The sequence below is a fragment of the Shimazuella sp. NTD248 genome (assembly GCF_059510395.1).
In genome coordinates this window covers 61,128-78,889 of the sequence record NZ_JCAJZT010000002.1, presented here as the reverse complement: position 1 = coordinate 78,889, position 17,762 = coordinate 61,128, and the positions used below count along the sequence as shown (strand labels likewise).

The 17,762-nt window shown below is 37.1% G+C and carries 24 protein-coding genes and 1 pseudogene; 19 read left to right on the top strand and 6 right to left on the bottom strand.

Annotated elements, in window-relative coordinates; all coding sequences use genetic code 11:
- Positions 1-36: 36 nt before the first annotated feature.
- Complete coding sequence (locus tag AC5WOE_RS04970; protein WP_496049801.1) at positions 37-624, bottom strand: hypothetical protein; 588 nt, start codon at positions 622-624, stop codon at positions 37-39.
- A gap of 108 nt (positions 625-732) precedes the next feature.
- The gene (locus AC5WOE_RS04965) at positions 733-912 is read right to left on the bottom strand and encodes a hypothetical protein (RefSeq protein WP_496049802.1); all 180 of its coding nucleotides are present in this window, start codon (positions 910-912) and stop codon (positions 733-735) included.
- Between the two features lie 143 nt (positions 913-1,055).
- Here AC5WOE_RS04965 and AC5WOE_RS04960 point away from each other — a divergent pair, with 143 nt between their 5' ends.
- From AC5WOE_RS04960 to rpsA, 6 genes and pseudogenes are all read left to right on the top strand, one after another.
- Positions 1,056-1,220 (top strand): hypothetical protein, encoded by a 165-nt coding sequence (locus tag AC5WOE_RS04960; RefSeq protein WP_496049803.1) that lies wholly within the window; start codon positions 1,056-1,058, stop codon positions 1,218-1,220.
- Between the two features lie 194 nt (positions 1,221-1,414).
- Positions 1,415-1,777 (top strand): annotated as a pseudogene (locus AC5WOE_RS04955) (cell wall hydrolase); the annotation flags it as partial.
- Positions 1,778-1,789: 12 nt separating this feature from the next.
- Positions 1,790-3,133: a germination protein YpeB gene (gene ypeB, locus AC5WOE_RS04950; protein WP_496049804.1), complete on the top strand. Its 1,344-nt coding sequence runs from the start codon at positions 1,790-1,792 to the stop codon at positions 3,131-3,133.
- A gap of 236 nt (positions 3,134-3,369) precedes the next feature.
- Positions 3,370-4,038: a (d)CMP kinase gene (cmk, locus tag AC5WOE_RS04945; RefSeq protein ID WP_496049805.1), complete on the top strand. Its 669-nt coding sequence runs from the start codon at positions 3,370-3,372 to the stop codon at positions 4,036-4,038.
- A gap of 1 nt (position 4,039) precedes the next feature.
- Complete coding sequence (locus AC5WOE_RS04940; RefSeq protein WP_496049806.1) at positions 4,040-4,645, top strand: lysophospholipid acyltransferase family protein; 606 nt, start codon at positions 4,040-4,042, stop codon at positions 4,643-4,645.
- A 91-nt stretch (positions 4,646-4,736) separates the two neighbouring features.
- Positions 4,737-5,873 carry a 30S ribosomal protein S1 gene (gene rpsA / locus AC5WOE_RS04935; RefSeq protein WP_496049807.1) on the top strand — a complete coding sequence of 379 codons (1,137 nt, stop codon included), beginning with the start codon at positions 4,737-4,739 and terminating at the stop codon, positions 5,871-5,873.
- Between the two features lie 84 nt (positions 5,874-5,957).
- Here the strand turns inward: rpsA and AC5WOE_RS04930 are convergent, their stop codons facing one another.
- The 3 genes from AC5WOE_RS04930 to AC5WOE_RS04920 all read right to left on the bottom strand — a co-directional run bounded on the left by AC5WOE_RS04930 (position 5,958) and on the right by AC5WOE_RS04920 (position 7,491).
- A complete protein-coding gene (locus tag AC5WOE_RS04930) occupies positions 5,958-6,350 on the bottom strand; it encodes a cytochrome P450 (RefSeq protein ID WP_496052234.1) in 393 nt (130 codons plus the stop codon).
- Positions 6,351-6,466: 116 nt separating this feature from the next.
- Positions 6,467-6,751 (bottom strand): hypothetical protein, encoded by a 285-nt coding sequence (locus tag AC5WOE_RS04925; RefSeq protein WP_496052061.1) that lies wholly within the window; start codon positions 6,749-6,751, stop codon positions 6,467-6,469.
- A 383-nt stretch (positions 6,752-7,134) separates the two neighbouring features.
- Positions 7,135-7,491, bottom strand: coding sequence for a GerAB/ArcD/ProY family transporter (locus AC5WOE_RS04920; RefSeq protein WP_496052233.1), 357 nt, complete (start codon positions 7,489-7,491; stop codon positions 7,135-7,137).
- Positions 7,492-7,648: 157 nt separating this feature from the next.
- Here AC5WOE_RS04920 and AC5WOE_RS04915 point away from each other — a divergent pair, with 157 nt between their 5' ends.
- The 6 genes from AC5WOE_RS04915 (at position 7,649) to AC5WOE_RS04890 (ending at position 12,360) form a co-directional block, all read left to right on the top strand.
- Positions 7,649-8,260 (top strand): hypothetical protein, encoded by a 612-nt coding sequence (locus tag AC5WOE_RS04915; protein ID WP_496049810.1) that lies wholly within the window; start codon positions 7,649-7,651, stop codon positions 8,258-8,260.
- Positions 8,242-9,132: a YIEGIA family protein gene (locus AC5WOE_RS04910; protein WP_496049811.1), complete on the top strand. Its 891-nt coding sequence runs from the start codon at positions 8,242-8,244 to the stop codon at positions 9,130-9,132. Before AC5WOE_RS04915 ends, AC5WOE_RS04910 begins: the two co-directional genes overlap by 19 nt.
- 1 nt (position 9,133) lies before the next feature.
- The gene (locus AC5WOE_RS04905) at positions 9,134-9,313 is read left to right on the top strand and encodes a capping complex subunit for YIEGIA (protein ID WP_496049812.1); all 180 of its coding nucleotides are present in this window, start codon (positions 9,134-9,136) and stop codon (positions 9,311-9,313) included.
- A gap of 84 nt (positions 9,314-9,397) precedes the next feature.
- Positions 9,398-10,714 (top strand): ribosome biogenesis GTPase Der, encoded by a 1,317-nt coding sequence (gene der / locus AC5WOE_RS04900; protein WP_496049813.1) that lies wholly within the window; start codon positions 9,398-9,400, stop codon positions 10,712-10,714.
- Between the two features lie 12 nt (positions 10,715-10,726).
- Positions 10,727-11,341: a glycerol-3-phosphate 1-O-acyltransferase PlsY gene (gene plsY / locus AC5WOE_RS04895; RefSeq protein ID WP_496049814.1), complete on the top strand. Its 615-nt coding sequence runs from the start codon at positions 10,727-10,729 to the stop codon at positions 11,339-11,341.
- A complete protein-coding gene (locus AC5WOE_RS04890; protein WP_496049815.1) occupies positions 11,341-12,360 on the top strand; it encodes an NAD(P)H-dependent glycerol-3-phosphate dehydrogenase in 1,020 nt (339 codons plus the stop codon). Before plsY ends, AC5WOE_RS04890 begins: the two co-directional genes overlap by 1 nt.
- Positions 12,361-12,527: 167 nt before the next feature.
- On the opposite strand, the gene AC5WOE_RS04885 is transcribed toward AC5WOE_RS04890, so the two are convergent.
- A complete protein-coding gene (locus tag AC5WOE_RS04885) occupies positions 12,528-13,100 on the bottom strand; it encodes a hypothetical protein (protein WP_496049816.1) in 573 nt (190 codons plus the stop codon).
- Between the two features lie 129 nt (positions 13,101-13,229).
- Between AC5WOE_RS04885 and AC5WOE_RS04880 the strand changes: the two genes are divergently transcribed.
- From AC5WOE_RS04880 to AC5WOE_RS04850, 7 genes are all read left to right on the top strand, one after another.
- Positions 13,230-13,391, top strand: coding sequence for a hypothetical protein (locus tag AC5WOE_RS04880; protein WP_496049817.1), 162 nt, complete (start codon positions 13,230-13,232; stop codon positions 13,389-13,391).
- Positions 13,392-13,405: 14 nt separating this feature from the next.
- Positions 13,406-14,104: a YphF family lipoprotein gene (locus AC5WOE_RS04875; protein ID WP_496049818.1), complete on the top strand. Its 699-nt coding sequence runs from the start codon at positions 13,406-13,408 to the stop codon at positions 14,102-14,104.
- A gap of 53 nt (positions 14,105-14,157) precedes the next feature.
- Positions 14,158-14,286 carry a hypothetical protein gene (locus tag AC5WOE_RS04870; RefSeq protein ID WP_496049819.1) on the top strand — a complete coding sequence of 43 codons (129 nt, stop codon included), beginning with the start codon at positions 14,158-14,160 and terminating at the stop codon, positions 14,284-14,286.
- A 53-nt stretch (positions 14,287-14,339) separates the two neighbouring features.
- The gene (locus tag AC5WOE_RS04865) at positions 14,340-14,657 is read left to right on the top strand and encodes a hypothetical protein (protein ID WP_496049820.1); all 318 of its coding nucleotides are present in this window, start codon (positions 14,340-14,342) and stop codon (positions 14,655-14,657) included.
- A 260-nt stretch (positions 14,658-14,917) separates the two neighbouring features.
- On the top strand, positions 14,918-15,232 hold the full coding sequence (locus AC5WOE_RS04860) for a recombinase family protein (RefSeq protein WP_496049821.1): 315 nt from the start codon (positions 14,918-14,920) through the stop codon (positions 15,230-15,232).
- Positions 15,233-15,465: 233 nt separating this feature from the next.
- On the top strand, positions 15,466-15,762 hold the full coding sequence (locus tag AC5WOE_RS04855; RefSeq protein WP_496049822.1) for a hypothetical protein: 297 nt from the start codon (positions 15,466-15,468) through the stop codon (positions 15,760-15,762).
- Positions 15,707-16,912: a hypothetical protein gene (locus AC5WOE_RS04850; RefSeq protein WP_496049823.1), complete on the top strand. Its 1,206-nt coding sequence runs from the start codon at positions 15,707-15,709 to the stop codon at positions 16,910-16,912. The genes AC5WOE_RS04855 and AC5WOE_RS04850 overlap by 56 nt, the downstream gene beginning before the upstream one ends.
- Positions 16,913-17,762: the final 850 nt, after the last annotated feature.

Sequence of the window (17,762 nt, the reverse complement as noted above, 5' to 3'; positions counted from 1 at the left end):
AACCTCCACTATGAGAGTGGAGGTTTTTTGTAATACCTAATTTGTTTTTCCTGTGAGTAAGAATTGTACCGTACTGGTTACTCGATCTACAATGCGGATAATAGGTCCATCATGGTTTGGTACTTCTGGATCAGTGACAACAGGAGTTTCCGTTGATTTCGTTGGTGGTGTCTCTTTTGGGGGATTTGGTTTGGATTCCTTGACTTGACTAGGCTTTGATTGAGAATGTAACTTTGTTGGCTTTTTAGTTGTAGTAGAACTTGTTGCCTTTTTTTGTTTGGTTGATTGTTTTTGTTGTATTACATCAGTTTGTTCTGTTTTGGTTGATGTCACTGAATAAACAGAAGTTTTGGACTCAGTTGCAGGTACTGGATTTACTTTTACTTGCCCTGATGGTTGTTTAACGGCTAGTTTCGTGTGTGTTATATTGGGAGATTTGTTAACTGCAAAAACCGTTGATTTTGTTTTTTTGGTTGAAGTTGAAGCTTGATTCGTTTGTTGCATAGCAAAAGCGATGCTTAATCCGACCAACAAAGATGCAGCTATTGTACATATATACCAGATCCAATGGGTTTTTGGTCTTTTTCGCTTCAACTCCTGTAGGGGATAATTTGATTGGGTCAAACTAAATTCCTCCTATGATAATCCGACTACTCCAATTAAACAAAATTCGTTACATCTTTTCAAGTTATTCAAATTTAATTCTTTACATTTTCACAAAAAAACAGACAACTAGCCAGCTGTCTGTTTAAATGGAAATGGGATTAAGGTATGAACTTTTGTATTATCTATCAAGATGGATAGGAGTTGTTTTTCGAATGTGTCGTCATCATAGTATTTTCGATTATCTAATAGCTCTCTTAATTTTTCTTGATTTTGGGGACCGTTCATGACCGTTTGATATAGGATCATTTTTCAGCAGCTCCCGTTGCTTTATTATATTAAAGTATAAAGCATTTTTGATATAATGTGTATATTCTTACGGGTAATTTTCACATAAAAAACTTATTTTTTTTCATTATCCTGTCCATACTGAAAATGGTGAGGTGATGAAAATGAATGAACAGCGCAGATACATAGTAAATATACAGTGTAACCAATGTGGTGAGCGATTTATATTAAAAGGAAGAGTGAAAAAAGGAAAGATTGAAACGGGATTTAAAAAATGTTTGTGTGATAATGAAGATGAATTTGAGATATCACAAGAGGAGCTAATCTAGCTTCTCTTTTTTGTATAAGGAACCAAGTAACAGTTCAAAATACCATAGAAGTTAAATTTTTTAGGAGACGAAATAGGTAGGTTAGGAGGTTGGAAAGGATGAAGAAACTTATTTTCTTGTCTGTATTTATATGTGGATTTCTCTTTTTAGCTAGTTCAGAGCCTTTATTTGCTGGTAATGCAGGAAAGAGCAGCAGTGGATTTTCTGAGAATGACATTCGTCTCATTTCGAATGCTGTCTATGGAGAATCCCGTGGAGAACCATATATCGGACAAATAGCGGTTGCCGCAGTCATTTTAAATCGATTAGAAGACAAACGATTTCCTCACACCGTTTCAGGCGTTATTTTTCAGCCAGGAGCATTTACTGCTGTAGCAGACGGACAAATTTATCTTACTCCAAATGCAAAAGCAAAAAGAGCTGTAGTGGATGCAATCAATGGCATGGATCCTACAGGTGGATGTAATTATTATTTTAATCCTGCTACAGCTACTTCTAAATGGATTTGGTCTAGACCACAAGTGAAAAAGATTGGAAAACATATTTTCTGTCGATAAGGAGTGTTTTTTTTGTATAGAAAAATAGCAGCTGTATTATTCCCGGTTTCTCTCATAGCTTTGGTAGCGACAGGAGTGTGGGGGTATTATGAGAGTCAGGATAAAGATTCGGTATTAATCAAAGCAGAAAATCAATACCAACGAGCGTTTCATGAACTAAATGATCATATGGATCAATTAAATGAAGAAATGGGTAAATCACTTGCAATTAATTCAGCAAAACAAACAACTACTTCGATGACAAATGTTTGGAGGCTGACTTATGCAGCTCAAAATGATATTGCACAATTGCCAATGACATTGATGCCATTTCATAAAGCAGAAGAGTTTTTAAGTGATCTTGGTACCTTTTCTTATAAAATTGGTGTAAGGGATCTCCACGTACAGCCAATGAGCAATAACGAATGGAAATCACTACATTCCCTTTATAGTCATCAGAAAGATATACGATCCAATCTACACCAACTTCAATCAAAAGTAATGGATAAGAATCTTCGTTGGATGGATGTTGAACTGGCTTTAGCTTCAGAAGATAAAGCAATGGATAATACCATTATTGATGGATTTCATAAAGTAAACAAAATGGTAGAACAATATCCAGAAGCGGATTGGGGACAGACCGTAAATAATTTAAAAGTAAGGCAGAAAGAAAAATATACCCGATTAAAAGGTAATTCCATTGCTCCAGAAGAAGCAAAACGGAAAGTAGCCCAATTGATGAATCGACCTTCTACCAAGAATATGTCTGTTGTTTTAAATAAAAAAGGTGATTATCAAACCTATAGTGTCCGATATCCTTTGAAATCTGGTGATGTTTACACAGATGTGACGAAAATTGGCGGACATGTGGTGTGGATGATTGATGAGCGACCTGTAGGAAAAGCAAAACTGAGTTTCGACCAGGCTGAAGCAGGTGCTAAGCGATTTTTAACGAGAATTGGTTTCCCAGATATGTCTGTTATCTCGTATAATCAAGCTGATAATTTGCTTTCTTTAAACTATGTTCATCGTGAGAATGGTGTTTTGGTCTATCCTCAGGCGTTGACCGTTAAAGTAGCTCTAGATAACGGTAATGTTGTTGGAATACAAGCAGCAGAATACGTATTTAATTTCCATGCAAAAGCAAAAGGTAAACCAAAATTAACCGAAGCAATGGCAAGGAAGTATGTGAGTCCTAGATTAAAAATCCAAAAAACAAATCTCGCTTCTATTTATGGAGAAGATGGAAATGAAGCGCTTTGTTATGAATTTTTGGGCACCATTGACAAAGATCAATTTCGAGTCTTTATCAATGCACAAAACGGAAATGAAGAACTAGTGGAGAAGATAACCAAAGCGGACATTTCGAAGGCTTAAGAAAATTAGTTCAAATCGGTCCTTGTGTCCATTGAATGGCGTTTGCCCCTTGCAAGTTCGACAAAGTATAGTATAATACCTGTAGAACGAGCACGAATGTTTACATAAATATGATGTTTTGTCGGGTCGAAGTCTTAGATGGATTGCATTGTATGATGAAAATAAGTTCATCACTTTGAGCAGGCTAAAAGACCTGCTCTTTCTATTTTTATGCATGGGGAAAGGATCGACGGAACATGTTGCCCATTCAGGTAGCAATTGATGGTCCAGCAGGTGCTGGAAAAAGTACAGTAGCAAAGTTGGTTGCCAAACAACTTGGTGCAAAGTATATCGATACAGGTGCGATGTATCGAGCAGTTGGATGGTTAGCCTTAAATGAGCATATTGATCTTTCAGATGAAGAAAAAATCGTTCGCTTGGCAGAGTCTCTGCGTTTTACACTTACAGATTCAGGGATACAAGTCAATGGATACCATCTGTCGAATGAAATTCGTACGGGAAAGGTTTCTGCAATTGCTTCCGATATTGCAACATTAGGTGGAGTAAGAGAAGTGCTCGTCGATAAACAGCGCCAACTTGCTGGAGAACAATCTGTAGTGATGGATGGTAGGGATGTAGGTACACATGTCCTACCTAATGCGAATATAAAAATATTTCTTACGGCATCTATTGACAAACGGGTAGAAAGACGTTATCACGAGCTCAAAAAGAAAGGTGGATCCCCATCACTAGAGAGCTTGCGAACAGAAGTTATCAGGCGAGATCACAATGATAAAAATCGTCAATTCGCCCCTTTATGCCGTGCTGTTGATGCTATTCTTCTCGATACAACTGATATGACAACAAAACAAGTAGTGAATCAAATTATTCAGTTATGTCGCACCAAATTAGGCGGTGAAGAGTAGTATGAGTGAGAGTAGAGGCTGGTATGTATTTTTTCGAAAATGTTTTCGAATCCTATTTATAACTATTTTTCGATGGAGAGTAGTAGGACTTGAACATGTCCCCACAGAAGGTCCTGCAGTTATTTGTTCCAACCACATTAGTCTACTGGATCCTCCGTTAGTAGGGAGTGCATCAAAAAGACCTGTACATTTTATGGCAAAAGAAGAGTTATTTCATATTCCGGTATTATCTTATTTTTTACCTAAAATATTGGCTTTTCCAGTTAAACGTGGGCAAAGCGATATGAAAGCGGTTAAGACTGCAATTAAAATCCTGAAGAGTAATGAATTATTTGGAATTTTTCCGGAAGGCACTCGGAAAAAGGAAAATGTATCTGAACAGGAAGCAGAAGAAGGTGCAGTATTTATCGCTTTAAAAGCAAAAGCACCTATAATACCTGTAGCATTGATTGGTCCCTATCGTTTATTTCGGCCAGTGCGTGTTATTTTTGGAGAACCTATTGATACAACGCCATATTCTACAGGAAAGATCAGTAAAGAAGTGGTGTCAGAAGTTACACGGATTATGATGGATAAAATCCAGACGATAATTCAACAAAATCGGTAAATGGATCATTATGTGAGTATAGAACAATTGCTCCGTGATCATTACAATAAATAATTGGCACATTGGTGATTTCATAAGGAGGTCTGTTGGCATGTCAGAAGAAGTAAAAGCTGAATTTGTGCAAGTTGGAGACGTTGTGACAGGTAAGGTAGTGAAAGTGGAACAAAATCAAGCACTTGTTGATATAGGGTATAAATCTGAAGCAATATTACCTATTTCGGAAGTATCTAGTTTGCACGTAGAACAGGTGGCAGATGAACTACAAGAAGAACAAGAATTACAAGTAAAAGTAATTCGATATAATCAGGAAGAGGATCAGTTTGTCGTATCTAAAAAGGCTGTGGATGCAGAGGAAGCTTGGGAAGGGTTACAAGCAAAGTTTGAATCTGGAGAGTCCATTGTTGCAACTGTGGCTGATGTCGTAAAAGGTGGATTAGTTGTTAATGTGGGTGTACGTGGATTTATTCCAGCATCTTTGGTAGAACTTCGTTTTGTTGAAGATTTCTCCGAATATAAAGGTCAAGAATTAGAGTTAAAAGTTGTAGAATTAGATAAAGAAAAAAATAAATGTATTTTGTCTCGTAAAGCAGTCTTGGAAGAAGAAGTAAACCAAAATAAAGAAAACACTTTAAATAATGTAGAAGTGGGATCGGTATTAGAAGGTACTGTCCAGCGTCTAACGGATTTCGGAGCTTTTATTGATATTGGTGGAGTGGATGGATTGGTTCACGTATCTGAGATTGCTTGGCACCGTGTAGGCCATCCATCTGAAGCATTAAATGTTGGAGACAAAGTACAAGTAAAAGTATTAAAAGTGGATCGTGATAACGAGCGTATTAGTCTCAGTATAAAAGAAACACAAGAAGGTCCTTGGCAAAGAGTTGCTCGTGAAATTCAAGTTAACGATGTTGTCAAAGGTGAGGTAAAACGTCTCGTGTCTTTCGGAGCGTTTGTAGAAGTATTTCCAGGAGTAGAGGGACTTGTGCATATTTCTCAGATCTCCCATCGTCATATTGGAACGCCATCTGAAGTATTAAAAGAAGGCGAAGAAGTTGAAGTGAAGGTCTTAGATATCCAACCAGATCAAAAACGGATCAGTCTTAGTATTAAAGAAGCAAGTGAACAACCAGCTCCTGTGAAAAAAGAAGCACCAGAGTCAGTTAAAGATGATTCTGCTTTTGGTGTTACTTTAGGGGATATGTATCCAGAGCTTCGCAACTTGAAGTAATCTTAAAAAGCGTAATTCAGAAAGACCTAGCTATACATTAGCTAGGTCTGTTTGTGTGGGAAAAAATAAACAAAAACAAATCATTTAGTTAGTACGAAGCTCAAATATAATTGGTAATTTTTTGAAACTGTACATCATAGTGCTTGGGTGGACTTCAAGTTGGGTATCTGTTTGTAGTTGGATTTTTTTTATTTTGTTTAGGAAGATTGAAAGTGCAATTCGCGATTCTAATTTGGCAAGGGGAGCACCTACACAATAGTGAATACCATGTCCAAAGCTACTGACTACTCCTAAATTATTTCTTTGGAAATCAAAGTTTTCAGAATCAGGAAAGACAGTTTCATCGTAATTAGCAGCCCCCATCCATACGTTTAAGTAATCCCCTTTTTTGATCTTTTGACCACGTAACTCTACATCCTTAAGAGCTATTCGATTTAAGCTCTGAATGGAAGCTCGAAAACGAAGCACTTCGTTAATTACATTTGGAATATCTTCAGGATGGGATTGGAATGGACAGCTTCCATTTGCCTTTTTTTGATGGGCTCTCGCAAAAGATCATTTGTGAAGGATTCTATTTGTGGTTCCAATTTTTTTTAGATCAGTCCATTAAATGATCGGGAGACATAAGCACGTAGAAATTTATGATCTGGTGGATCTACATTATTTATCGCCCTTGACAGTGGATTGTCGGATGGAGGAACTACTTGGTTGGAAAATGTATCGTATTCACTCATGACTCGTTTTACATCTTCGTAGAGAAATACATGCCATGCACCTTTAGCACCGAAATTCAACATAAAATCGGGATCATAAAACACAGGTTTTTCTCTCTGCATTTCTCGGTACCATGGAAATGGGTTTAATGAGTTTCTTTTCATTTTTCCCCTCCATACCTGTAATTAGTTTTTTTATTTATGTTATTACATTACTATTTTATACTAAATTCATAACATATAGTAAGAATAAAATACTTGAAATTTTAGATGCAGTACAGCTTATCGGATGACCGTATGTAGAAAGAAATTTTAATTAAATGGATATAGTATGTTATTTTGTTTTATCGAAAAATCGCTAATTATTTCGGAAATGACATGTTGTTTTATGTAAAATAAAATAGAAAAAGGGAATAATTTTTATGAGTAGAGCTAAACCTTGGAAATAAAAAGACGTGATGAAGTAATTAAAAAAAACAGTTTTATACGAAAAGATGATTGCAATTGTAATGCAAATCAATGCAGTGATGAAAGGAAAATACTTATACTTATATATATCTATCTTGCAAGCTTAGTTTGGATGCGATGTAATTTAACAGACAAAGTTTAATAAGAAGAGCCCATGTGAGTACAATTATAGGAAAAGGATCGATATTTTTTAAAAACTCACCCTTTGAAATAAATCGTAGATATTCCAGTTGAGGAAATCTTATTCGTTGAGTCAGGTGATATCCAAACTCCAAAAAAGAGTAAATCCAATGTTGAATGTTGATATAGGTAGTTAATAGTGCAGCTAGGCTTAAAGCTATAAAAGGTGATTTTTTTGTTTTAAACTCTGGTGCAAGAAACAAAAACAACACAATGTCTCCTGTCCAATTTAAGGTTACTAAATAGGAGTAGTTCATTTTATTCCAATCAAAGTGAAAAAACATACGAAGCATATTAAATATATACTGAAGATTTAGATATATCACAATGAATTCAACTAGAAACTTTCCTTTCCCGGAAGTTTTTTGTTTTTTCTAGTGTTTATTTACCCATACTAAAAAAGAGGTGAAGTCTATGTCTACATTTATTCCTCTGGTTATTATGATTTTACTTTCAACAGGTTGGTTAACTTTTCTTCCAACGCAACTAGAAATAACCAAACAATACATGATTGTATATTTGTCTATTATCGGATGCATCTCCTTACTACCGCCGATTTCTATTACGTCCTCTGTTGATATTCAATTGGACTATCTTTTCCTGTTTTTCTTGTTTATCTATTCGTTAAAGGACACTTCTGTTCCCCAGTTAGTGACGTTACTTAGTTTGATTTTAATGTTAGGAAGTATTTTATTTTTATTTCATGAAGTTTTAGGAACTACTTTGATGGGCAGATCTTCTGTTTTTCAATGGGTAACCATTTTTTTATCGCTGGGCGAAGCTATTGTTTCAACAAATAAGATGAGGGAACAATTTTGTTTGATTTATGGCGGATTGTTGGCAACACAGGGTGTTCTCTACTATCTTTATCACGAACGTATCAGTCCAATTTCTTTCCCTGGTGTAGGAGTATTAGATACGTTTTGGATTACCATTGTTATTTTAATCGTACTAAAAGGTGTACAGCTTCGGATTTCTACTATACAGAAAAATTGGAGGCTCGAGTATTGGATAAAGAAACGTTAGCTATTTCTCTTGGAGTTGCAATTGGCTTTATGACTAGGTTGCGTTTGCTTCAAAGTGATTACCGCCAATATCCCACCTATCCACATGGACAAGTTATCCATTTAGCTTTGGGCTTAATTGCTTCTGCGTTAGGGGCAGTTGCAATCCCTGCTCTCTTAAAACCTGACTATACAGCAGTTACTTTTTTAACCCTTGCAGCTCAACAGTTTCGAGATGTACGAAATATGGAGAGGCAAGCCCTGCAAAAATTAGATGAAACTGAATTAGTTCCAAGAGGATTTAGCTATATTGAAGGGATAGCTATGGTCTTTGAAGGAAGAAATTATATTGTCATACTAGCAGCTCTGTTTACGAGCGCAGCGGTGATGATTGGTGGATGGGGTACTGGATTGATTGTAGGAGTTATCGTTATTCTTTTATCTAGTTTCTTAAAATCTGGAAAGCGAATAGGTCAAATTGGAAATGTATATGAAGTACCACTTCGTGTTAAAGGGCCTAGTTTATATGCAGATGATATTTATTTGATGAATATTGGTCTAGAAGATAATCTAAAGCGAATCATGGAAAATGGAGTAGGTGTTATCATAAAACCGTTAGATGCGAGTAGTAGAATAACCATTTCCAATCTCGGTCAGCGCCAAGCTATTTTGCATGATGTTTCTTCTATTTTAGGAGTAACTAGAGATTCTGGTGAACCAGCTTTGACTCCTATAGCAAAGTTAGATTTAAAAGATGGTCGATTGGGTTTAGTAGTTTTACCTCAAGAAAAAAATGTACCAAAATTAATAAAGATTATTGAAAGTGTACCTGTACTCGAAAGTGCTGTGCGTAAACCGAATGAATTTGATGAAAAAAAGCAGGTGGGAAATTAGAATGAACGAAATAATATTAGCTGTCATAACGACAAAACGGGACTTAGTGGGAGGTGGTTCTCCTATTTTTGTCACGGAAAACGAGAAAGAATTAATAGAAAGAGCTTTTTTATTGGAGAAGATTTTAGATGCGATGGTACATAAATTAAATGAATCGACTTATATCATCGTAAAACATTAACGGTTGAAGTCAGAACCGACGATAGGTAAACTGTATGAGGGAGACTTTGACGATCAAAGTGATAAATGAAGTGAGGAAGTTTACATGAGTTTACCAGTAGTTGCAATTGTAGGAAGACCAAATGTAGGAAAATCAACGATATTTAACCGATTAGCAGGTGAGCGGATAGCAATTGTTGAAGATCAACCTGGAATTACGAGAGATCGAATATATTGCCAAAGCGATTGGAATGGAGAACGATTTCATGTGATCGATACTGGTGGTCTTGAATTTGGAGAGCAAGATGAAATACTAGATCACATCCGTAATCAAGCAGAATTGGCTTTAACAGAATCAGATGTTATTTTATTCGTTGTCGATGGTAGAGAAGGAATTACAGCTGGTGATGAAGAAGTAGCTCGATTGTTGCATAAAACAAATAAGCCTGTAATCGTTGTTGCTAACAAGATTGATCATCTGAAACATGCAGATTTGGCATATGAGTTTTATCAACTGGGTTTTGAGCATGTAGTTGCTGTTTCGTCTTTGCACGGAACAGGTACGGGTGATTTACTAGATTTAACTGTTTCGCTTTTTCCGGAGAAACTGGAAGAAACTTATGATGAGGAGACCATTAAAGTATCGTTAATCGGTCGTCCAAACGTAGGAAAATCTTCGCTTGTCAATGCAATTTTAGGAGAAGATCGAGTGATCGTAAGTCCTGTCGCAGGTACAACTAGAGATGCGATCGATACCCCGTTTACCCTTGAAGGGGAGCAATATGTCTTAATTGATACCGCAGGGCTTAGAAAACGTGGAAAAGTATATGAATCCATTGAGAAATTTAGTGTTTTACGAGCCATGCAAGCAATCGAACGTTCAGATGTTTGTCTCATTGTATTAGATGGTGAACGAGGTATTGCAGAACAAGACAAAAAAATTGCGGGTTATGCCCATGAAGCAGGACGAGCAGCCATATTTGTAGTAAATAAGTGGGATGCTGTTGAAAAAGATGAAAAAACAATGGATCGATTCCGTAAAGAGATTCGGTTCCAATTTCAGTTTATGCCTTATGCACCCATTCTTTTCACCTCTGCTAAAACGAAGCAACGGGTTGGAAAAGTATTGCCAAAAGTAAAAGAGGTAGCTGAACAACACGCAATGCGAATTTCGACTTCGGTTATTAACCAAGTGATACAAGATGCTATTACCATGACTCCACCTCCTTCGGACAAAGGGAAAAGATTTAAAGTACAATATGCGACACAAGTAGCTGTAAAGCCACCAACCATCGTTTTGTTTGTAAATGATCCAGAACTATCTCATTTTAGTTATTTACGTTATTTAGAAAATCAACTGAGAGAGGCTTTTGCGTTCGAAGGTACACCGCTGCGAATATTGTTACGTAAAAAGAACAAATAATGGGGAGGATTTATGGACTTTTTAGCTATTATTTCGATTGTACTCGCTTATTTAATAGGGTCCATTAGTTTTAGTTACTTAATAGCACGATGGGTAAAAGGTGTGGATATTCGTGATCACGGTAGTGGAAATGCTGGAGCGACCAATACCCTTAGGTTACTTGGTAAAGGTCCTGCGGTAACGGTTTTAATTCTTGATGCTTTAAAAGGTGTTATTGCTATATACACTACTTTTCTCTTTGTTGGAAATAACCCTATAGTCCTAGCCGTCTCTGGGATGCTGGCCATTTTTGGCCACAATTGGCCTATTTTTTTACGCTTTCGTGGAGGAAAAGGAGTTGCAACAACAATAGGTGTTGTCGTTTCCTTGATGTTTTATGCAGGTCTTATATCTGGAATTATAGCTATTCTTCTTATTGTTATCACTCGATTTGTGTCTCTTGGATCATTGGTATTTACTGTTGGCTTACCTTTCGCTGTCTTAGCCTTTCAAGGTCATTATCCTGAGCCCTATCTTTGGCTTAGCTTTGCTATAGCTTTACTTGCTATTGTCAGACATAAACGAAATATCAAAAGTTTATTTCAGGGGACTGAACGGAAGATTGGTCAAAGGGAAGGAGAGAAATAATGAAGCGAGTTGCAGTTATTGGTGCGGGAAGCTGGGGAACCGTTTTGGCAAATGTTTTAGCTGATAATGGACATGAAGTTACCATATGGGCAAGAAAAGAAGAAGTGTCAAATGAGATAAATAATTTACATTGTAATCGTGCTTATCTCGGGGAAGCTGAATTACACCACAATTTAAAAGCAGATTCTTCATTAAAAACTGTAGTTTCTAATAAAGAGGTTGTTTTATTTGCAGTCCCATCACATGCGATGCGTGAAATGTTAACACAAGTGAAACTTTATGTTCACTCAGATGCATTGCTCATCCATGCAACAAAAGGTTTTGAACAAGAATCATGGAAACGAATGTCTGAGTTAATTGCTGAGGAATTACCACAATGGGGTGAACGAATTGTGGTTTTATCAGGACCTAGTCATGCTGAAGAAGTGATTAAACGTTCCCCTACAACAGTAGTTGTAGCTTCTTCTTGTCAGCAAAGCGCAGAATTAACCCAGACTATCTTTATCAACTCCTATTTCCGTGTGTATACGAATCCAGATGTTGTTGGTGTGGAGATAGGTGGAGCATTGAAAAATATTATCGCTTTAGCCACTGGTTTAGCCGATGGATTGGGATATGGGGACAATGCTAGAGCTGCTCTAATGACACGGGGATTGGCAGAGATTGCGCGTGTTGGTACAGCAATGGGTGCGGAAGCCATCACGTTCGTTGGATTAGCCGGAGTAGGGGATTTAATCGGCACTTGTACGAGTAAGCATAGCCGAAATTGGCGTGCTGGTTATGCCATTAGTCAAGGAAAAAGTTTAACGGAAGTGTTATCCGAGATGAAGATGGTAGTAGAAGGCGTCAAAACTACCCGTGCAGGTCATGCATTAAAAGAAAAATACAATATTGAAATGCCGATTACAGAGCAGCTCTATGCTGTTCTCTTTGAGGGAAAAGATCCTAAAATTGCTGTTGGAGATTTAATGAGTCGAGGTAAGACAAGAGAGTTACAGGAAATGGCACAAGGTTGGTGAAAAAAATTTTCACAATCTAATATCGCATCGAGTGTAAGGAACATATTCTAGGAGTAGCTTGAAACATTATCCTATTAACACTTGAGCATAGGTGTATCTGGGACAGGGATCAGTTTTTGATGCACCATCATACACATAGGATGATGAATAAGAAAAAAGGGTAAGCCCTATGGCTTAACCCTTTTTCTTCTGATGTTTCTTCTGCGCGCTGTTCGTGGTATTGTGTTTGGTCTTGATCTAACCGTGTTTGTGCGTACACGTGCTGGTTTAGCTGCAAACATCTGCGTAAAAATATTTTGCATAAATGGGGATTGCAATACATTTAGCACCTTACCCATATCTACATATTGCAACATGCGTAATAATGGAGAACGAGGGGGTGGCATATTAGGGAGTTTGATAATGGGTATATCCTCATCTTTAAACTCATCTTTCGTTTTAAATTCATCTTTACTCACTGGGGGTTTCGGTAATTGCGGTACAAAGGGTCGTTTCCCCGCCCGCGCATCTCTTCCTACGGTGAAAAATTTTGCAGTATGATCCATCATAGATTCCAATCGTTGTAAAGATTGGCTCAAATCATGAACAGTTGATCGGAAGGAGACAAACCCGTTCATTAATCTTAAAATGTTAATGTTAGGTACGGCAGAAGGGCTCGGTAGAGGCCTACGGGATATTCTCCCTGTAGGAGCTCTGTGACGTCTGGGATATTGCTTTGATCGTACAGGAGATTCTTTCACTGCTACTCCTCCATTCAGGCGTTAGTCCATCTATCATATGCAGGGCTTAATCCTTAAGTCTAGACGGTTATCTCTATGAATGGATAGGCTTCTGCGGAATTGCTTAAATCTAGAAAGGAATGTCAATACATGTCTTTGATGGCCACTATTTTTTTTCTTATTTTGGTTAACTTTTTTGTTGCATTTGCAAGACAACAAAAAAAGGGAGGCTTACGTGCTCTTCTGTTTGTCATTGCCATTGTGACACTGCTGCTAGCTGTTTTATTTGCAATACGAGCATTATCTGCTTAGGAGGATGAATAGAAATGAAAAAAGCTTTTCGTTTGGGCGCCATTATGATTGGTTTCTTATTCCTTACAGCATGCATGTATCCCAATGAGGAGAGGCAGCAACTTGCTGATGTAGTAAATCATGTAGCCAGGGTACAAGCTCAGTCAGAACAGTATCTACAGCAACATAAAACACTGCCATACAAATATTCAACCGATGACAGGAAATTTACTTCGCATTATCTGGTAGATTTTCAATTGCTATCTGAAATCCCAATGACTGCATACGAAAAAGGAGGGGATTTTCTATATGTCTATGTAGGCGCAGAAGGAAAACAACCTCTTGTTCGCTTGTTTGATCTACGTGTGAATGATGAAGTAGAAAAAGTACAACTCGCAATTAACAATTACAAATCGAAAAACAAAAATTTACCGATCAGGTCAAAAGAAGCAAATGGATTTTTCGATGTTGATTTAGAAAAATTACATATGTCAGACATCAAAATCCCATCTCCCTATTTTTCTGAAGCTAATTTGCCTATTCTTATGGATAAAAATGGCCGTATTTTTTTGGATTATCGAGGTGATGTCACTCGATTAATCCAAACGGTAAAGCAAAAACCTTCCTCACAGGAAGATCTGCGCCCGTTTATGGCAAAAAACTCGCTTTTTGTCCCAGCGTTCTCACCTCCACTAAAAGTTGGAAAGAAGGGAGAAATACTTTTTTTCTCATAATTTCTTAAAAGATTCATATGATGAAGTAACCAATTGAGAGGCAGGGTTTTGGGATGAATACAGTTTTGTTTCACCTCATCCTTATTCCAGGTGTATTTATGCTAGGTTATCTATTTGCAAGCATAAAAGTTGTCGCATTTCATACTGCAAAAAAAGAAAAAGATAAAGAGCTACAGCAATGATATGTAGCTCTCTTTTTTGCTTAAATTCGAAATTTTTGGGGATAGTGGTATAAGTGAAAGCTCATATCGCGAAATATGATATTTTAAAATTACAGTTGATTCTGATGGATGGAGAATCAGATGGTTCGGAACTGTCAAAGAAGGCTGTGGCGGAGCAGATGCTCACGGTTGGAATGGAAATAATCCTAGCAGAGGGGAGAGATACTCTCGAAGCAATCGATGAGTTCTACTTTAGCTCTGCTGGTTTTCCCAAGATCGGCCCAGCGATGGTTGCAAAGGGAGAAGAACTCGGGTTTCCTTATAGCATCCACCTCCCTGATGCAATGAATGCCTTTGAGAAGGCTAAGGAGATGATTCTCCAGAAAGACTGAGTCGACAGGTCGAGGCAGCAACCAGTTGTCTCGACCCCGCATTTGAAAAATAGCCACCTGATAGGGTGGTTTTGTTGTGTATGCGCGTTTAAAATGGTACAAGGATTAGAAACACATCATTCACCTATCCAAAATTGGGTGCTTTTTGTGTCCATAAAGATGGTTATAATATATTTTAAACGTTTATAAATTTCATCTGACCATTACAAACGAAATATGGTATAATTGTAATAGTCTGAATATTCACGAAAGATGAAATGATGCAAAAAGTATTTGGATATATTCGAGTGAGTTCGAAGGACCAAAATATAGATCGCCAGTTAGTAGAATTGCAAGAACTAGGTATTGAAGTATGTGACGTATTTATCGATAAACAAAGTGGAAAAGATTTTGATCAACCTCAATATCAAACATTAAAACAATACTTGCGTAAAGGTGATTTATTTTATATAAAATCGATTGACCGCAATTTTACTATTGATGATTTTTTGGAATTATCCAATGTATATGAGATAGCAACGATAATGAGCCAAAATCCAGTTATTCTATTGGATGATAGTGAAACAGTTCATTAGAAAGAAATAATTAAACAAGTACGTCGAGGATATAGACCTTATCAGAAAATTGAATATCAAGACAAAACAAAGAAAGTGAACCAGCATCCAGCGACTGAGGGGCATGGAACCATATAATGGAATCTATCTGACGACGACGAAGCAAGAACTCTGTCATTGGCCTTTTTCAGGGCGTGAGCAAAAACACCCATATTATGTAGACACTTTTTATCCATAAGAAAGAACGGACAGGCATGAACTCCAGGATTCGCAAAAAAATTACATTTCGTTTGTTTTACGATGGGCTTCCTTACATTTATCTAGATACAACAGATCAAGTGAGCGAGAACAGTAGTCTTAAAGATGAGTTAGTATTGAAGCGAGAAACAAATGACCTTCATGACACACTGGCATTCTATTTATTACGTTCATATATAAATTACGATTATTTAGAAAGCAAAGAACGCACCATTGTTAATGATGGAGGAGATTTATATGAGAAAATTCATCACAACCTTATGTCTGTTTATCTTGTTGTCTGGATGTTCTGAGATCAATCCGATGGCAGATCCACTCGATAAGGTCGATTCTAGAACCAGAGTCTATCGCCCTGGTTACGAGAAAGAAAAATCAATGGGTGATCCTGCACCGATGATTGAGAAAGCAAATCCACAAGCATTTATTTTTCGCGATGAGAAGATGATCTATTCCTGTAACCTGATCACCATCAAGGATTTACGTGATACAAAGGCACTGCTTCAACCTTCCTTGGACGGTGGTGGAATTATTCGGCACTACATGGATGGAGAAGGAAATGACGAAGAGTTAACCGCTGATTTGGAGGAAGGTTCCTTTAATCAATGCCGTTATCTATTAGTGAATCAAACGAGTATTGATGGAACCGACTATAATGATTTTGTATATTTAGATGTTTATCAAAAGAGATACTCAGATCTTGCTATTATCAAAAGGCAAATCAAACAGGATTATGAATCCGAAACGAGTTTTGGGGATGTGAAGGTGTTTCGGAAAAAAGATTCAACCTTTGATAATGAGGTGTATGTATTACAAAAAGGTGACGTGTTCGCCAAAGTAAAATTTGAATTAAAAGGGAAGACGTCAATGATCCAAAATCTCTTAAAAAAATCGGCTAACAACCTGACAAAGCAAGTTGTTCATCCCAATGGACTTTCGAAAATCGGGTTCAAGAGTCCAACATTCACCAAAAGTTTTGTGAATACATGTGAGATCGTTACAACACAGGATCTAAAGAAGATTTCTGGAAATGATGGAGTGGCTTTAGTAATAGAGGATTTTGGAACGGCTGTCGGAATAGAGATGTTGTATCCAAACTTATATAACTATGTGTCCCATGCATGTTGGAGGTTTGTGGGTAAGCAATATGTTCATATTGAGGCCAAAACATTCGAAAATGAGCAGGCTGCCAAAGAAGATTTTGCTGAACACAGGAACTATTATCAGAGTAAGAAGCAATATATCCAACAAAAAGGAATTAGTGATGAGGCCTATTTGAATAAAGATAACTCTGACCAGAAGTTGTTGCACTTTCGTAAAGGAAGGGTGAATATCGATATTGAGTACGTGGATGATAACAAGAAGAACATGGAAATAAACGAGATGCTCCAGAAGTTAAAGCTTATAATCCCCGAGATGATGAAACGGCTGAAGTCTGGATTGTAATTCACTCCATTCGAGTTAAGCCCTAGTTAAACCGGTAAAAGGCTCAGAACCAGCAATCGAACAATAAATCTTAATTTATCCAATAAGCCTCTGAATCAAAAATCACAGAGGCCTTTTTACTATACTTCTATATCATCTTTTAGTTTTAAGAAGTTTTGATAACAATCATGGCTTTCTATTCACGAATAAACCATTTATATTCTTTCGTCTCCCCTTCATAGGTGACTTCGCCTCTCTTTGTAATCTTTTTCCCCGATCAAAGTGCTTGTTCGCACATTTGAGCATGAAATTCCTTTTTTGTGTGTCCAGTTTATAGGAATAGCCTTCGCGAGAATGCAAAGGCTTAGATTCGGATATGATTAACCCCATGGAATTGCTGATCTCTTTCATTAAATCTTTAATTTTCTGGCTTTTTATCATACATCAAAAACACGCACAGCTATTACTTGGACACGGGTTAGAAATTCGGATGGAACGTAAATTTTAGGTAGCTTCGCTGGTATTACCTCAATTTTTAAGAATCTGGCGACCTTTTCATGTACAAAAACATTAAAATGCCATCACAACTGAAGAGAAATGACGGGTTTGTGACGGAATGAAATACAAAATTTGGTTTATCATTATATAGAAGATATATTCAAAATGATTTGCTATTTCCTAATTACGGATATTTTTACGAGGAATGAATATAGTTTTGATTACATACTGAGAGATGGAATTAGAGAATGTTTATATAGAAGAAACATGTATTCAAAGGTGACCACACTTTGACCACACACTACCCAACACTAAATAAAATTTAATGCACATAAGTAGACGTAATCCTCCAACCCTCCGCATAGAATGCACT

Coding starts and splice junctions, on each gene's coding strand:
- AC5WOE_RS04965 (WP_496049802.1), bottom strand. CDS start 912: ATGATCCTATATCAAACGGTCATGAACGGTCCCCAAAATCAAGAAAAA.
- AC5WOE_RS04960 (WP_496049803.1), top strand. CDS start 1,056: ATGAATGAACAGCGCAGATACATAGTAAATATACAGTGTAACCAATGT.
- cmk (WP_496049805.1), top strand. CDS start 3,370: ATGTTGCCCATTCAGGTAGCAATTGATGGTCCAGCAGGTGCTGGAAAA.
- AC5WOE_RS04940 (WP_496049806.1), top strand. CDS start 4,040: ATGAGTGAGAGTAGAGGCTGGTATGTATTTTTTCGAAAATGTTTTCGA.
- rpsA (WP_496049807.1), top strand. CDS start 4,737: ATGTCAGAAGAAGTAAAAGCTGAATTTGTGCAAGTTGGAGACGTTGTG.
- AC5WOE_RS04925 (WP_496052061.1), bottom strand. CDS start 6,751: ATGAAAAGAAACTCATTAAACCCATTTCCATGGTACCGAGAAATGCAG.
- AC5WOE_RS04920 (WP_496052233.1), bottom strand. CDS start 7,491: ATGAACTACTCCTATTTAGTAACCTTAAATTGGACAGGAGACATTGTG.
- AC5WOE_RS04915 (WP_496049810.1), top strand. CDS start 7,649: ATGTCTACATTTATTCCTCTGGTTATTATGATTTTACTTTCAACAGGT.
- AC5WOE_RS04905 (WP_496049812.1), top strand. CDS start 9,134: ATGAACGAAATAATATTAGCTGTCATAACGACAAAACGGGACTTAGTG.
- der (WP_496049813.1), top strand. CDS start 9,398: ATGAGTTTACCAGTAGTTGCAATTGTAGGAAGACCAAATGTAGGAAAA.
- plsY (WP_496049814.1), top strand. CDS start 10,727: ATGGACTTTTTAGCTATTATTTCGATTGTACTCGCTTATTTAATAGGG.
- AC5WOE_RS04890 (WP_496049815.1), top strand. CDS start 11,341: ATGAAGCGAGTTGCAGTTATTGGTGCGGGAAGCTGGGGAACCGTTTTG.
- AC5WOE_RS04880 (WP_496049817.1), top strand. CDS start 13,230: ATGTCTTTGATGGCCACTATTTTTTTTCTTATTTTGGTTAACTTTTTT.
- AC5WOE_RS04875 (WP_496049818.1), top strand. CDS start 13,406: ATGAAAAAAGCTTTTCGTTTGGGCGCCATTATGATTGGTTTCTTATTC.
- AC5WOE_RS04870 (WP_496049819.1), top strand. CDS start 14,158: ATGAATACAGTTTTGTTTCACCTCATCCTTATTCCAGGTGTATTTATG.
- AC5WOE_RS04860 (WP_496049821.1), top strand. CDS start 14,918: ATGCAAAAAGTATTTGGATATATTCGAGTGAGTTCGAAGGACCAAAAT.
- AC5WOE_RS04855 (WP_496049822.1), top strand. CDS start 15,466: ATGAACTCCAGGATTCGCAAAAAAATTACATTTCGTTTGTTTTACGAT.
- AC5WOE_RS04850 (WP_496049823.1), top strand. CDS start 15,707: ATGAGAAAATTCATCACAACCTTATGTCTGTTTATCTTGTTGTCTGGA.